The organism is Nocardioides taihuensis (assembly GCF_042657275.1).
Classification (GTDB): Bacteria; Actinomycetota; Actinomycetes; order Propionibacteriales; family Nocardioidaceae; genus Nocardioides; species Nocardioides taihuensis.
Window position 1 is genome coordinate 46,241 of record NZ_JBHSKD010000015.1, and the last position, 13,883, is coordinate 60,123.

The 13,883-nt window shown below is 73.2% G+C and carries 14 protein-coding genes; 6 read left to right on the forward strand and 8 right to left on the reverse strand.

What is annotated here, in order from left to right:
• Nucleotides 1-38 precede the first annotated feature (38 nt).
• The 4 genes from ACFPGP_RS13480 to ACFPGP_RS13495 form a co-directional block, all read right to left on the reverse strand.
• On the reverse strand, nt 39-806 hold the full coding sequence (locus tag ACFPGP_RS13480) for an SDR family NAD(P)-dependent oxidoreductase (protein ID WP_378590912.1): 768 nt from the start codon (nt 804-806) through the stop codon (nt 39-41).
• A gap of 88 nt (nt 807-894) precedes the next feature.
• The gene (locus ACFPGP_RS13485) at nt 895-1,527 is read right to left on the reverse strand and encodes a hypothetical protein (protein WP_378590914.1); all 633 of its coding nucleotides are present in this window, start codon (nt 1,525-1,527) and stop codon (nt 895-897) included.
• A 5-nt stretch (nt 1,528-1,532) separates the two neighbouring features.
• Complete coding sequence (locus tag ACFPGP_RS13490; RefSeq protein WP_378590916.1) at nt 1,533-1,961, reverse strand: HIT family protein; 429 nt, start codon at nt 1,959-1,961, stop codon at nt 1,533-1,535.
• Nucleotides 1,962-1,979: 18 nt separating this feature from the next.
• The gene (locus ACFPGP_RS13495; RefSeq protein ID WP_378590918.1) at nt 1,980-3,374 is read right to left on the reverse strand and encodes a M15 family metallopeptidase; all 1,395 of its coding nucleotides are present in this window, start codon (nt 3,372-3,374) and stop codon (nt 1,980-1,982) included.
• A gap of 109 nt (nt 3,375-3,483) precedes the next feature.
• On the opposite strand from ACFPGP_RS13495, the gene ACFPGP_RS13500 reads away from it, so the two are divergent.
• Both ACFPGP_RS13500 and ACFPGP_RS13505 read left to right on the forward strand, forming a co-directional pair.
• On the forward strand, nt 3,484-4,578 hold the full coding sequence (locus ACFPGP_RS13500) for a hypothetical protein (protein WP_378590921.1): 1,095 nt from the start codon (nt 3,484-3,486) through the stop codon (nt 4,576-4,578).
• A 55-nt stretch (nt 4,579-4,633) separates the two neighbouring features.
• On the forward strand, nt 4,634-6,001 hold the full coding sequence (locus ACFPGP_RS13505; protein WP_378590923.1) for an MFS transporter: 1,368 nt from the start codon (nt 4,634-4,636) through the stop codon (nt 5,999-6,001).
• Nucleotides 6,002-6,013: 12 nt separating this feature from the next.
• Here the strand turns inward: ACFPGP_RS13505 and ACFPGP_RS13510 are convergent, their stop codons facing one another.
• Both ACFPGP_RS13510 and ACFPGP_RS13515 read right to left on the reverse strand, forming a co-directional pair.
• Entirely contained in the window at nt 6,014-6,340 is a 327-nt protein-coding gene (locus tag ACFPGP_RS13510) for an amphi-Trp domain-containing protein (protein WP_378590925.1), read from the reverse strand.
• 114 nt (nt 6,341-6,454) lie between these two features.
• Nucleotides 6,455-7,285, reverse strand: a complete 831-nt coding sequence (locus ACFPGP_RS13515; protein ID WP_378590927.1) for a class II glutamine amidotransferase — start codon at nt 7,283-7,285, stop codon at nt 6,455-6,457.
• A 92-nt stretch (nt 7,286-7,377) separates the two neighbouring features.
• Between ACFPGP_RS13515 and ACFPGP_RS13520 the strand changes: the two genes are divergently transcribed.
• The 3 genes from ACFPGP_RS13520 (at nt 7,378) to ACFPGP_RS13530 (ending at nt 11,542) form a co-directional block, all read left to right on the forward strand.
• Nucleotides 7,378-8,403, forward strand: coding sequence for an App1 family protein (locus tag ACFPGP_RS13520; protein WP_378590929.1), 1,026 nt, complete (start codon nt 7,378-7,380; stop codon nt 8,401-8,403).
• A gap of 314 nt (nt 8,404-8,717) precedes the next feature.
• Nucleotides 8,718-9,896 (forward strand): fibronectin type III domain-containing protein, encoded by a 1,179-nt coding sequence (locus ACFPGP_RS13525; protein WP_378590931.1) that lies wholly within the window; start codon nt 8,718-8,720, stop codon nt 9,894-9,896.
• Nucleotides 9,897-10,162: 266 nt separating this feature from the next.
• Entirely contained in the window at nt 10,163-11,542 is a 1,380-nt protein-coding gene (locus ACFPGP_RS13530) for a chloride channel protein (protein ID WP_378590933.1), read from the forward strand.
• Nucleotides 11,543-11,663: 121 nt separating this feature from the next.
• Here ACFPGP_RS13530 and ACFPGP_RS13535 read toward each other — a convergent pair whose 3' ends face one another.
• The gene (locus ACFPGP_RS13535; RefSeq protein WP_378590935.1) at nt 11,664-12,638 is read right to left on the reverse strand and encodes a CPBP family glutamic-type intramembrane protease; all 975 of its coding nucleotides are present in this window, start codon (nt 12,636-12,638) and stop codon (nt 11,664-11,666) included.
• 213 nt (nt 12,639-12,851) lie between these two features.
• Between ACFPGP_RS13535 and ACFPGP_RS13540 the strand changes: the two genes are divergently transcribed.
• Complete coding sequence (locus ACFPGP_RS13540; protein WP_378590937.1) at nt 12,852-13,148, forward strand: SHOCT domain-containing protein; 297 nt, start codon at nt 12,852-12,854, stop codon at nt 13,146-13,148.
• A gap of 15 nt (nt 13,149-13,163) precedes the next feature.
• Here ACFPGP_RS13540 and ACFPGP_RS13545 read toward each other — a convergent pair whose 3' ends face one another.
• Nucleotides 13,164-13,877: a DUF305 domain-containing protein gene (locus ACFPGP_RS13545; RefSeq protein WP_378590939.1), complete on the reverse strand. Its 714-nt coding sequence runs from the start codon at nt 13,875-13,877 to the stop codon at nt 13,164-13,166.
• Nucleotides 13,878-13,883: the final 6 nt, after the last annotated feature.

A 13,883-nucleotide genomic window follows, 5' to 3' on the forward strand; every position in this document is an offset into this window, starting at 1 on the left:
GAGCGTCTCCCGGGTGGACCGGACGTGGCCGGCGGCGCTCAGCCGAGCTTGGCGCCGCCGTCGACGTACAGCGTCTGGCCGGTGATGTACGACGCCTCGTCGCTGCACAGGAACGCCGCGGCCGCCGCGATGTCGGCCGGCTCCCCCACCCGGCGCACCGGGTTGTGCTCGGCGTTGAGGCGGCGCAGCTCCTCGGGCTCCATCTTGAGCCGGCGGGCGGTGGCGTCGGTCATCTCGGTGGCGATGAAGCCGGGCGCGACCGCGTTGGCGTTGATGCCGAAGGGGCCGAGCTCGATGCCGAGGGTGCGGGTGAAGCCCTGGATGCCCATCTTGGCGGCCGAGTAGTTGGCCTGGCCCCGGTTGCCGAGCGCGGAGACGCTCGAGAGGTTGAGGATCTTGCCGTAGCGCTGCTCGACGAAGTGCTTCTGGGCCGCCTTCGTCATCAGGAACGCGCCGCGCAGGTGGACGCCGATGACGAGGTCCCAGTCCTCCTCGGTCATCTTGAAGAGCAGGTTGTCGCGGGTGATGCCGGCGTTGTTGACCAGCACGTGGATGCCGCCGAGCTCGCTCACCACACGCTCGACCGCGGCCTCCGCCGCGCCGGCGTCGCTGACGTCGCACCCGATCCCGACGGCCTTCGCGCCCTCGACCAGCGGGAGGCGCCCGGCGGCCTCGGCGGCGGCGCCCTCGTCGAGGTCGAGGACGGCGACCGACGCGCCCTCCTCGGCAAACCGCGTCGCGGTGCCGAACCCGATGCCTCGTGCGGCTCCGGTGATGACCGCGACCCGTCCGTCGAACCGACCCATGCTCACTCCTGACTCGTGGGGCGGGCGTCATGCCCGTTCGCAAACCACCTCACGATAGGACAGCGCCACCGCCGCTCCCGGGGCGGCCCTACTCCTGGTCGAGGCTGGCGACGATGCCGTCCGCGATCTCGTCGGCGGTGTCGCGGTCGGAGGAGCTGACCGTGATCGAGGCCGACGAGTCACCGAGGTCGACGAAGATGCCCTGACCCTCGACCGACTGGCCGGCCATGTCGAGCGAGTAGCTGATCGTGGTCACGTCGCCGGCGTCGGTCGTGGTCTCCCCCGTGTCGACGATCGTCGCCCCGACCTGCTCGAGCTGCTGCTGGAGCGCGGAGTTCTCGGGCAGCGGGACCGGGAAGGGGATGACGTTGACGTTGGTGCTGAAGCCGCCCGTGCTCTCGGAGTCGAACAGGAACAGGTCGACCTGCTTCATGTACTGGTTGAACTGGTCGGTCGACATCCCCATCTGCTCGGCCACGTCCGCGACGGTCTCGTCGTCCGCGGTGTCGTCCGCCACCTTGTCGGCGTCGACCTCCTGGAGGGAGTCGGGGACCTCGAAGGTCAGCCCCGCGCCCGAGACCTGGTGGACGTCCGCCGAGGCGCTGGTGGAGCCGCCCGAGCCGGAGGGGTCCCCCGCGTCGGCGGAGTCGCCGGAGTCCGAGGAGCAGCCGGTGAGCAGGAGCAGGAAGGTGGCGGCAGCGGCCGCGAGAGTCCGAGACACGGCGCTCACCCTACGGCCGGGCCGATGGCCCCGCGCAGCCGGCGCGCGTACGCCGCGGCCTCCCCCTCGTCGTACTTCGTCCGCGGCCAGAAGAAGCCGCGCAACCCGTCCCCCTTGGTGCGCGGTACGACGTGGCAGTGCAGGTGCGCGACCGACTGGCTGACCACGTTGTTCATCGCCACGAACGAGCCCTGCGCGCCGAGGCCGTCGACCATCGCCGTGGCCAGCCGCTGGGCGGCGGCGAGGAACCCGTCCCGCTGGTCGGCCGGCAGGTCGGGCAGCGTCACCACGTGCGCGCGCGGCACCAGCAGCGTGTGGCCCTTGAACAGCGGACGGACGTCGAGGAAGGCCGCCACGTCGGGCTCGTCGAGCACGAGGTGCCCCTCGACCTCACCGGCCACGATCCTGCAGAACAGGCACCCGTCGTCCGGCATGTCGCGCAGCCTACGACGCTAGTCGCAGACCACGCCGCCGCACAGCGACCACCGCGACACCATGCGCGCCGGCCCGCCGCCCGCGTCGAAGTGCTGGGTGTCGCCGGTGCCGTAGGTCCAGCGCAGGCCGTGCCGCGCCATCACCTGCACCACCGCGTGGGTCGTCGACCGCCAGGCCACCCGCGCGTGCGAGTGGGACATCCACCACTCGTTGGGCACCGTGCCCTGCGCGGAGCGGTAGGGGTTCTCCCACGTGTTGACGTCGAAGGACCGGCCGTAGGAGTGGGGCGACAGCGTGCTCGGCCGCCCGACGACACCGCGGCAGTTGAAGGCCGAGCTGTTGCCGGCCGCCATCGACCGGTAGTCGTCGGCCCCGTGCAGGCGGTCGGACCAGCCGAAGCGGTCCTCGCGGTACAGCGAGCGCAGCGGCAGGTGCTTGCGGTGGAGCTCCTCGAGCGCACCGGCCAACTGGCCGACGGCGTCGGCGTGGGCGACGAGCTCACCGCGGCGGCGGTAACCGTGGTAGTCCCAGTAGTTGATCCGCAGCAGGCGCAGGCTGGCGCGGCCGACCGGGCACCCGCGGTGCCAGGTACGCCCGGTCATCTGGCGCCACACGGCGCCGGGGACCCGGGTGACCACGGCGTGGGGGCCCCTGCCCTTCGCGTGGGGCTGGGCGGGGAGCTCGATGCGTGGCCGCGGGGCGCCGTCCGGCAGCCGCACCGGGTCACCGGGCGGCACGTTGTCGACGCGGTGCACGCCGCTGCGGTCCCCGGTCACCCAGTCGAGCGGCCGGGCCCGCGCCTTCCACCGGGTGTCGACGCGCGGGCGGACCGTGATCGCGGCCCACCCCTGCTCGCCGGTGCGCACCCGGGCGGCCGGGCGCCAGTCGCCGCCGCGGTCGCGGCGGAAGAGGTTGACCGGGCCGGAGACCCCCAGCCCGCCGAGGGTCTGCCAGCGCACCTCGACCGTCACCCGGCGCTCGTCGACCACGCGCCCCGGCCCGCTCACCCGGAGCCGGGTGCTGCGCTTCTCCAGCCGGAGCCGCACGGGACCGGTGGCGCTCGCAGCGTGCCCGGCGTCCCCGTCGTACGACGCGCGCAGGACGTTGTCGTCCGCGTCGCGCGCCAGGCGTACGTCGAGCGAGGCGCGGCCGTCGGCGTCGGTGACCAGGCTGACCGGCGAGCCCCACGAGCCGTCCACCCGGCGCTCGACCAGCACCGTGGCGCCGGCGACGGGCGACCCGTCCTCGCCGGCCAGCGCCACCTCCGCCGCGACGGTGACGTCGGCGCGCTGCGGCGGCGCGTGCACCTGCAGCGTGCTGGGGGCGGGGTCCTGGGCGAGCGCGGGGCCCGCGGTCCCGGACGCGACGACGAGGGTGCAGACGGCGACGGCCAGTCGCCTCCCGAGACGCATGGCGGCATGCTGCCACTGGTCCAGACATCTGGCCAGGCCTCATGGGCGCGGTGTGAAGTTGGCCGGCAAATGAGGGCCCGACGGACCGACGTGCACGAGAATCGCCGCCATGTCGACCGGTGCGTCCGTGGTGTTCCTGCTCGTCATCGGGACGCGCCTCTTCCTGCCACTGGCGATTCCTCGCTGGCCGCTGCCGGCCCTGATCGCCTGCCTCATCGTCGACGGCATCGACCAGTCGGTCTTCCAGTGGTTCGGCTACGACCCCCCGGGCTACCAGAGCTACGACAAGGCGATGGACGTCTGGTACCTGGCGATCGCCTACCTGGCGACGCTGCGCAACTGGCAGTCGCTGCCGGCGTACCGGGTCGGGCAGTTCCTGTACTTCTACCGGCTCGTGGGCGTGATGATCTTCGAGCTCACGCACGTGCGCGCGCTGCTGCTCGTCTTCGCGAACACCTTCGAGTACTTCTTCATCGCCTACGAGGCGTGGCGCACGCGATGGTCGCCCCTGCGGCTGCTGATGAAGGGGTGGGTGCTCACCGCCGCCGCGATCTGGATCTTCATCAAGCTGCCCCAGGAGTACTGGATCCACGTCGCGCAGCTCGACCTGACCGACGAGCTCAAGGCCAACTGGTGGCTGGGGCCGCTGATCGTGGTCGGGATCCTCGCGCTGCTCGCGGTCTTCTGGTTCGTGGTCAAGCCCCGGCTGCCCGCGCCCGACTGGGGCTGGCGCTTCCGGGCCGACCCGTTGCCGGAGGAGATGGACACGGCTGCCGAGCAGGCCGCGTGGCGCGCCGACAACTCGCGCGTCCGGTCGGCAGCGACCTTCGAGAAGGTGGTGCTCACCGGCCTGATCACCGTGATCTTCTCGCAGACGCTGCCGGGCGTGAAGGCCAGCAACCTCGAGCTCTTCATCGGCGTCACGTTCGTGGTGGTCGCGAACTCCGCCATCTGGCTGGCCGTGCAGCGCCGCGGCCGGAGCATCGAGTCGATGACGCTCGGCTTCATCGTGCGCACGCTGATCAACATCGGCATCGTCATCGTCGCGGAGATCCTGCTCGGCCCCGGGCCCGACGTGAACGGCGGCGCCACGCTCTTCTACCTGATGATGATCAGCGTGCTGACCCTGATGCACGACCGCTGGAGCCCGGTCCTGGGCTGGCGGCAGGTCGAGGCCTCGCGCGCCGCCGCCGCGGCGGACTGATCCGCCTCGCCGGCGGCTGGACTTCAAGCCCGCTTGAAGTCCTAGCGTTGCTCCCGTGACCGTGACTGCACCTCCCGCCACCACGACGCCGCTGTTCGGGGCCCGCTACCGCGCGGCGACCGCCGGGTCGGTCGCGCTCATCTTCGTGGCCGCCTTCGAGTCGCTCGCGGTGGCGACCGTGATGCCCACCGTCGCCGCCGACCTCGGCGGCGAGCAGTGGTACGCGCTGGCGTTCTCCGCGACCGTGGCCGCCGGCGTGGTGGGCATGGTGGCCGCGGGCACCTGGGCCGACCGCGTCGGCGCGGCGCGTCCTCTCCTCGCGTCGGTCGCGCTCTTCGCGGTCGGACTCCTGCTGGCCGGGCTGACGCCGTCGATGGAGGGCTTCGTCCTCGGCCGCTTCGCCCAGGGCCTCGGGGGCGGTGGTCTGACCGTCGCCCTGTACGTGCTGGTCGCGCAGGTGTACGACGAGGTGGACCGGCCGCGCGTGCTCGGCGTCTGGGCCGCGGCCTGGGTCGTGCCGGGCCTGGTCGGGCCGGCACTTGCGGGCGTCGTGGCCGACGTGGTCGGCTGGCGCTGGGTCTTCCTCGGCGTGGTCGCGATCGCCGCGGCGGCCGTGCTGGTGCTGGTGCCGACGCTGATCTCGCTGCGGTCACCCGACGGGGAGAAGTCCGCGCCCGTGCCACCCGCCGGCGACCACTGGCGCCGCCTCGGCCTCGCTGTCGTGGTGGCGGCCTCGATCCTGCTCGTGAGCCTCTCCCCGGGCAGCGGCGCGACCGGCGCCGTGCTCGCACTCGCGGCCGTGGTCGCCGCGCTGGCCGCCGTCCGCCCGCTGCTCCCGGTCGGCACCTTCCGCGGGGCGCCCGGCCTGCCCGCCGTGATCGGGGTGCGCGGCCTCGCGGCCGCGGCGTTCTTCGCCTCCGAGGCCTACCTGCCCTACCTGCTCCAGGCGCAGTACGACGTCGAGGTCTGGGTCAGCGGCCTGGTGCTGACCGCGGCCACCCTGGGGTGGGCCGGCGCCTCCCAGGTGCAGGGCCGGCTCGGGGCCCGGGCCGCCGACGCGACCCTGCTGCGCACCGGTGCCGCACTGGTGCTGGCGGGGGTGGCCGGCATCCTGCTCGTCGCCGCGGGCGGGCTGCCGGCGCTGCTGGTGGGCGTCGGCTGGCTCGTGACCGCGGCCGGCATGGGGCTGCTCTACCCCCGCGCGACCTCCGCAGTGCTGGCCCGTGCCTCGGCGGCCGAGCGTGGCAACGCCTCCGCCGCGATCGCGCTGAGCGACGCCACCGGCGCGGCCACCGCACTGGCCGTGACCGGCCTGGTCTTCACCGCGGCGGGGGGCGCCGACGTGCTCGGCGCGTTCGTGGCCGTGCTGGCGCTGACGACCGCGCTGGGTGCGCTCGGCGTCGCGGTCAGCCGCCGGGCCTGAGGCCCGGGGGCCTCAGCGGACGTCGCCCCAGCCCTCGTCCTCGTCCTCGTCGTCGGCCTCGTCCGGGGCGGCCTCGTCGGCCGCCTCGGGCTCCTCGTCGGCGTCGAGCTGCTGGATCTTCCAGGTGAACTCGAGCTCGACCTCGACCTCGTCGCCGCTGATCTCGACCTCGAACTCGGCGTCGACCGTGTTCGGGAGTCGCATGGTGACCACACCGCCGCCACCGACCGGCAGCTCGACCTCGCCGCCGTCGGCGAAGCCGCGGGCCAGGGCGGTCAACCAGACCGCCGCCTCCTTGCGGTTGAGCGACTTCTTGCGCTCGAAACTGATGTCCGGCATCGCCTGGCTCCTCTCCCCGGGGGCTCCGACTCTCGTGGAAGCAGTGTGCGCCCGCCTCACCCCTGAGAGGTGAGGCGCACCGTCGGGATGCCCGCGACCTGGTGGGCGGGCCGGTCAGAGGACGGTGGCCGCGCGGCGCGGCGTGAACGGCCGGACCTCCGCGTGACCGGGCCGGACCACACCCGCGGACGACTCCGGGAACTCCTGCCAGGCACCGCTCAGGTCGCGCAGCGGTTCGGAGGTGATGAACCGCGCGTCGTCGCCGAGCTCGGCCAGCGCCTTGACCTCCGGGTGCAGCGCGCGGAGGCGGTGCATCTCGGTGGAGAAGAAGAGCGAGCGCGACTTCCCCTCGCTGGAGTAGCGGAACGCCCACATCGACTCGCCGTCCGTCGTGGCCACCGTCATCTGGATCGGGTGCTCGACGCCGTGCTCGCGGCCCAGGTCCTCGACCATGCCGACCGCCTGCTCGACGGCGCCGTACGGGTCCTCCTCGAGGCCGTAGGTCAGCGCGAGGTAGAAGAACGCCTCGGAGTCGGTCGAGCCCTCGATGTCGCCGAAGAGCGCCGGGTCGATCGCCATCATCAGCTCGCGCTTGTAGTCGTGGAACCCGAAGAGCGCGCCGTTGTGCATCCACAGCCACCGCCCGTGGCGGAACGGGTGGCAGTTGCTGCGCTGCACCGGCGTCCCGGTCGAGGCGCGCACGTGCGCGAAGAAGTGCCCGGTGCGGATCTGGGAGGCCAGCTCGCGCAGGTTCGCGTCGTTCCAGGCCGGGTCCACGCTCTTGAAGAGAGCCGGCACGTCGCCCTCGCCGTACCAGCCGATGCCGAAGCCGTCGCCGTTCGTCGTGGTCGCCCCCATCCGCGAGTGCAGGCTCTGGTCGATCAGCGAGTGCACCGGCCGGAACAGGAGGTCCGAGGCCAGCACGGGGTCACCGGAGTACGCCATCCATCGACACATGTGGTCAGCCCAGCACCGGCCCCGCCCGGCGTCCTCACCCCGACCGGATGACACTCCCCCGGCCCCCTACGGTGGGGCCCATGGGTGCGCGAGCCTGGGCGATCGGGATCGAGTGGTGGTGGGACCACCTGCGCCTGCGCCGGAGGGCCTCGCAGCCGCCCGCCGACTTCCGGATCGAGCCGTACGGCGGGCACGGCGGCGCGGGCGGCGTCGTCGTGCGGGGACGGGTGCTCGACGACCCGCCGCCCACCGAGGCGGTCGAGGGCGAGGGGGTCGGGGCCGCGGTGCGGCGGACCCTGTCGCACTTCGTCACCGACGAGCTGCCCGGCGTCCCGCTGCGGGTCACCGTGGCCGGCGCCACGGTCGAGACCGTCACCGACACCGAGGGCTACTTCCGGGCGGTGCTCGAGACCGACCCGGCGCGGCTCACCAGCCCGTGGACGCCCGGCACGGTCGAGCTGGCCGGCGACTACCGCGGCTTGACCGGCCCGCACGTGGCATCCTTCGAGGTGCGGGTGCCGGGTACGGAGGCGGCGTTCGGCGTGATCTCCGACATCGACGACACCATCCTCGAGACCGGCGTGCAGCGCGTCGGGCAGATGCTGCGACACACGTTCACCGGCTCGGCGCTGACCCGCACACCGTTCCGCGGCGCGGCCGAGCTCTACCGCGACCTCGCGCGCCCGGACAACCCCGTCTTCTACGTCTCCTCGAGCCCGTGGAACCTGCACTCCTTCGTGGTCGCCTTCCTGCGCCACCGCGGCTTCCCGCTCGGCCCGGTGCTGCTGCGCGACCTGCTCGGCACGCGCGGGGGTCGCGAGCAGAAGGGCGGCCGGATCACCGAGGTCCTCGACCTCCACCCCGGCCTGCGGTTCGTGCTCATCGGTGACTCCGGTGAGCGCGACCCCGAGGTGTACGCCGAGATCGTCCGCAGCCACCCCGGGCGCGTGCTGGCCGTCTACATCCGCGAGGTGCGCCTCGACCTCGAGGACGGGCGCGTCGAGCGGGTGCTCGCCGGCTGGCCGGCCGACGTGCCGTTCGTGCTCGCCGCCGACAGCGACGAGGTGCGCGACCACGCCGCCCGCGCCGGCCTGATCCAGGCGTAGGTCTAGGCCGGCGCGAGGTCGCAGGTTTGGGGCGCGCCGGACGGGGCAGGACGGTGGGCGCGGGGTCCGAGGGAGGGACCGACGGACCGACCGGCGACACCCGCGTCCAACTGCAGATGCGGCCGTTCGGTGGTCTCGGGTTATGGTCGAGGCCGCACTACGAGCAGGACGCACCAGTGCCGACGTGCCGGAACGGTGCACCACCCGCCCGTGAGCAGTGCTCGCGGGGGCGACGCAGGGTCGACAGATCCGCGCCGGGGGTGAAGTCCTGGGTGCCGCAATCCACCCCCGAGCACGGAAGAGTCCTCATCCCAGTGACACAGCGACCTCGTCGTACCCTCGCCCTCCTCGCCACTGCCGGTCTCGCGGTCGGCCTCCTGTCCGCCACCGCGGGCACCGCCGAGGCCGGGCCGGAGACCACCGACCAGACCTGGCAGAGCCTGCTCCCGGCGTACACCCCCACCCACGTCCACGTGACCGGCACGACCACCACCAGCGCCTCGCTGGCGTGGGACCGGCCGGTCGGCGCGACCCGCTTCCGGGTCGCCTGGTCGACGTCGTCGGAGATGACCGACCTGCACCGCCAGCGCACCCGTGACGACCACATCACCCTCACCGGCCTCCAGCCGGGTACCAGCATCTGGGTGCGGGTCCGCGTGCTGGAGCTCTACGGCCTCGACTGGGTCGGACCGGCCGCCACCCCCGTCAAGGTGACCACCGACAGCGAGGCCGACCCCGCGCCGTCCCCCTCCGGGTCCACGCTCTTCGGCGCCAACTACACGACCAGGGCAGGCGTCGACGAGCGCGTCTACGAGAACCGGGCGAAGGTGGCCCGGATCTTCTTCGAGCAGCTCGACGGCGTGCAGTTCTCGCGCAACGGCGCGGTTCAGGAAGCGCTGGGCGACGGCGTGAAGACGTTCGTGATCTCCTGGAAGGAGACCGACCTCGGGGCGATCCGCACCTTCCTCGCCGGCATCCCCGACGGTCTGACGGTCTACACGTCGTTCAACCACGAGCCCGAGGACGACCACGGCAAGCCCGGCTCCACGGAGTACAAGGCCTGGTCCGCGGAGTACAAGCGCCAGTGGTCGCTGCAGTCGCCGGTGATGCGGGCGCAGGGGATGATCCCGACCAACATCCTGATGGCGTGGACGATCTTCCCCAACTCGGGCCGCACGCTGACCGAGTGGACCCCGCCGAGGGGCACGGTCGACGTGTTCGCCTTCGACGCCTACTACCGCCAGGGCAAGGACCCCTCCAAGCTGGTCGACGCGATCGTGGCCGCGACGAAGTCGGTCGGACTGGAGCGCACCGGACTCGCCGAGACGGGAGCGCCCGCGAACGACCCGAGCCGCCTGCTCCTGACCCGGGAGATGCGGGCCTCGGTCCTCGACGCCGGGAACTTCGACTTCGCCTGCTACTGGGGCAGCGTGGGGACCACGGGCTACGACTCCCGCATGGACCCGGCCACGGTCGACGCCTGGTTCGGCTGACCCACCCACCGACGTGCCCGGGCGGTGGGGTTCACCCCCGACCCACCGTCCGGGCGCACCCACCGGGTGCACTCAACCGGCCGCGGCGCGACCGTCGGCCGGCCTGACCACCCGGTCGGCGCCGCGCCTTCGCGCCCCCCTGTCTGGCACGCGCGGCCCCCGACGCAGGCCCCCACCCGCTGCGAGCGCGTCCTCCGCTGCGGACGAGGAAGCCTGCGCGGGCGTCGTCGTACGGTGACCCGGCCGCCACACACCGAGGAGGACGCGTGAGCCAGACCGAGCCGGCAGCGGGGAGCCCGACGGGCGAGCCGGCGCCCCTGGACCCGCTCGCCATCGTCCGGTCGCGGTCCTACCGGTCCGCGCTGGTCCTCGCGGCCGTGCTGGGCATCCCGATCTCGGCGATCGCGTACGGGTTCCTGGCGCTGGTCTCGTGGCTGCAGGAGTACGTCTTCGACGACCTGCCCGGCGGCATCTTCTCCGGCGCGACGCCGGCGTGGTGGCCGGTCCCGTGGCTGCTGCTCTGCGGCCTGCTCACCGGCCTCACCATCCGCTACCTGCCGGGCAACGGCGGGCACTCCCCGGCGTTCGGCTTCACGACCGGCGGCGGGCCGCCGGTCGACCGCGACCTCCCGGCGATCGTGCTCGCGTCGTTCGCGACCCTCAGCCTGGGCGCGGTGCTCGGCCCCGAGGCACCGCTGATCGCGATCGGCGGCGGGCTCGCGGCGCTCACCATCCACCTCGCGAAGAAGGACGCCCCGCCGATGGCGGTGACCATCCTCGCCTCGGCCGGCAGCTTCGCCGCGATCAGCACCCTGCTGGGCTCACCGGTGCTCGGCGCGTTCCTGATCATGGAGGCGGCCGGCGTGGCCGGCACGACGCTCAGCCTGGTGGCCCTGCCCGGCCTGCTCGCCTCGGGCATCGGCGCCCTCGTCTTCGTCGGTCTCGACGCGTGGACCGGCCTCGGCACCTTCTCCCTCTCGCTGACCACCGTGCCGCCCGAGACCACCCCGACCGTGGCCACGCTCGTCTGGGCGGCGCTGATGGGTGTCGGGGGCGCCCTGCTCGGCTGGTGCATCCGCTGGATCGGGCTGTCGCTGCGGCCGGTGGTGCACCGCAACCGGGTGCTGGTCACCGGCGCCCTCGGTCTCGTGGTCGGGCTGCTGGCGATGACCTTCCAGCTGCTGACCGACGAGCCGTTCACCATGGTGCTCTTCTCGGGCCAGGACGACCTCCCGCACCTGGTGGACAAGGCGGCGGACTACTCGATCGGCGTGCTGCTGCTGCTCGCGCTAGCCAAGACCCTGGCGTACGGCGTGTCGCTCAGCGCGTTCCGCGGCGGTCCGGTCTTCCCGGCCATGTTCATCGGCGCCGCGCTGGGCATCGTGGCCAGCCACCTGCCGGGCATGGACCTCGCCCCGGCGCTCGGGGCCGGGATCGGCGCCATGTGCGCCGCGATGCTCCGGCTGCCGCTCACCTCGACCCTGCTGGCGACCCTGCTCCTCGGCGCCGACGGGCTCTCCGTGACGCCGCAGGTCGTGGTCGCGGTGGCGGTCGCGTTCGTGGTCACGCTGTCGCTGCGCGACCCCGGCCCCGCCGCGGAGGCGCATGGCGTTGCAGGCGCTCCCCCGGCCACGGCGCCTGCCTGAACCTCGCACCGGCTTCCTCGGGCCGCCGCCCGACGCGTTTCGGGTCGTGTGCCCGAGAACCCCCTCCAGCGCGTTCTCGGGCACACGACTCGCCATCGGCCCGGCGGGGCAGCAGCGCCCGTCATGCCGCCGCCAGGTCACCCAGCTCGCCCCAGCCGCGGCGGTTGGCGTACGGGACCAGGACGAGCGCCAGCACGACGAAGGGCAGCGCCAGGTCCAGCTCGCTGATCGCCGAGGCCTGCCACGTCGGGCCGTCGACGAAGCCACCGATCCTCGCCACGTCGTTCGAGAGCCCGTGCATCACGATGGCGAGCAGCGTGGCCTGGCCGGCGCGGGCCCAGAAGAACGTCATCACCACCGAGATCGCGAGGATCTTGACGGTGAAGGCGCCGAGGTAGGCCAGGGCTCCCCCGAGCCCGTAGTCGAGGAACGCGTCGAACTTGACGGGGAAGTGCCAGGACGCCCAGGCGAGGCCGACCAGCAGCGAGGCCGCCAGCGGGCCGTGGTCGCGGAGCAGCACCGGCAACGCGAAGCCCCGCCACCCGTTCTCCTCGAGCAGCGCCCCGGCGTCGAGGAACATCGCCACCGGTAGCAGCGCCAGCATGCTCCACGAGAAGTGCCAGGCGAAGTCCTGCGGCACCAGCGCGCGGTGGAGCAGCCCGCTCACGAGGTTGCAGGCCGAGAAGACGACGACCACCACCAGCCAGATGACGAGTCCCCGGCGGGCACCGACCTCCGGCGACCACGGGCGGAACCGGCGGCCGACCGCGTGGAGCAGCGCGCGGCCGCCCCGGATGCGGGCGACGACGAGCACGGCGAGGTCGGGGGCCGCGACCTGCGCGAGCGCCAGGGTGATGCCCAGCAGCGCGGCCGGGTAGACCACCAGGACCCGCCCGGCCGTGAGCAGGTCCGACCCGAAGTCGAGACCGGCCTTCGACAACCCCTCGTCGATGGCCGACTCCGCGCCGCTCACCAGGAACGCCACCCCCAGCACGACCTCGAGCGCGACGGCGACGAGCCAGAAGGTCAGGACGGGGCGGCGAGGCAGGGCGACCTCCTCGACGCCGGCCCCACCACCACCGGGTTCGACTCTCACACCGGCAGCCTCGCGACCCGGCCTGCGGCTCCGCCATCGGGCAGGACCCTGATCTGCCCCGGACATCGGGTCCCCGGACGACGCCCGAGCGCCGTGACCAGCACTGGCCGGCCGGGTCATTGGACCCGGGGAACGGTGCCCTTCGCCACTGGCCCGGGCCGAGGCCGCGAGCCACGCTGGCCAGCACGGGGCACTGCAGGAGAGGTGAGGCGGATGCGCGACTGGAACGAGGGCCACATGGACAACGGCTGGGGCCTGGCCATGGCGCTGGGCATGTTCGGCCTGCTGCTGGTGCTGGTCGCCGTGGTCGTGGTGGCGGTCGTGTGGGCCAGCCGTACGACGCAGACCACGTCCGCTCCCCCGCCGTCCACCACGGGGAGCCAGGCATCCGAGAGCCCCGGAGGCGCGCGGGCGATCCTCGACGAGCGCCTCGCGCGTGGCGAGATCGAGCCCGAGGAGTACCGGGCCCGGCTCGAGGCACTCACCTCGGGCGGCCCCGCCCGACCGTGACTCCGGCCCCGGTCGTCACTCCAGCAGCTGCTGCATCCGGTCGACCTCGCGCTGCTGGCTCGACTCGATGCTCTCGGCGAGCGCCACGGCCTCGGCGAAGGTACCGTCGGCCTGTTCGTCCCGCGCCATCTCGACAGCGCCCTCGTGGTGCTCGATCATCATCTGCAGCCACAGGTCCTGGAACTCCGCGTCCGAGGCCCGGGCGAGCTGGTCGAGCTCGTCGCCCGACATCATCCCGGGCATGCCGCTGCCGGTGTCGCTGCTCCCCGACCCGTCGTCGTCCGTGCCGTCCGCCCCGTGCATGTCGTGATCGGCGTTGCTGTGGTCGCGCATCGTCGCGGGGATCTCCTGGTCCCACGCGGTGAGCCAGTCCACCATGGTCTCGCCCTCGGGCACCTGCGCCTCCCGGATCTGCTCGGTCAGCTGCTGCACCTGCGGATCGAGCGGGCGGCCGGCGGCCAGGTCGACCATGACCAGTGCCTGGGCGTGGTGCTGGATCATGTCGGTCGCGAACTGCACGTCGGCGTCGTTGAAGACGTCGCCGTTGGCAGCGGTCCGAGCGGCCGACGGGTCCGGGCGGGAGTCGCCGTCGTCGCCGCAGGCGGCCAGGCTCAGGCCGAGGGTGGCGGCCAGCGCCGCGGCGGCGCTGCGTCGCAGGCGGCGGCGCGACGTGGTTCCCGGGCGGTGACGGGTGGAGCCGGTGGGGGCATCGAGCGCGGTGTCGTTCACTGGTGT

Bases quoted from the DNA above. Each gene is read 5' to 3' on its own strand.
- ACFPGP_RS13480 (WP_378590912.1), bottom strand. From the start codon at position 806: ATGGGTCGGTTCGACGGACGGGTCGCGGTCATCACCGGAGCCGCACGA.
- ACFPGP_RS13490 (WP_378590916.1), bottom strand. From the start codon at position 1,961: ATGCCGGACGACGGGTGCCTGTTCTGCAGGATCGTGGCCGGTGAGGTC.
- ACFPGP_RS13495 (WP_378590918.1), bottom strand. From the start codon at position 3,374: ATGCGTCTCGGGAGGCGACTGGCCGTCGCCGTCTGCACCCTCGTCGTC.
- ACFPGP_RS13500 (WP_378590921.1), top strand. From the start codon at position 3,484: ATGTCGACCGGTGCGTCCGTGGTGTTCCTGCTCGTCATCGGGACGCGC.
- ACFPGP_RS13510 (WP_378590925.1), bottom strand. From the start codon at position 6,340: ATGCCGGACATCAGTTTCGAGCGCAAGAAGTCGCTCAACCGCAAGGAG.
- ACFPGP_RS13515 (WP_378590927.1), bottom strand. From the start codon at position 7,285: ATGGCGTACTCCGGTGACCCCGTGCTGGCCTCGGACCTCCTGTTCCGG.
- ACFPGP_RS13520 (WP_378590929.1), top strand. From the start codon at position 7,378: ATGGGTGCGCGAGCCTGGGCGATCGGGATCGAGTGGTGGTGGGACCAC.
- ACFPGP_RS13540 (WP_378590937.1), top strand. From the start codon at position 12,852: ATGCGCGACTGGAACGAGGGCCACATGGACAACGGCTGGGGCCTGGCC.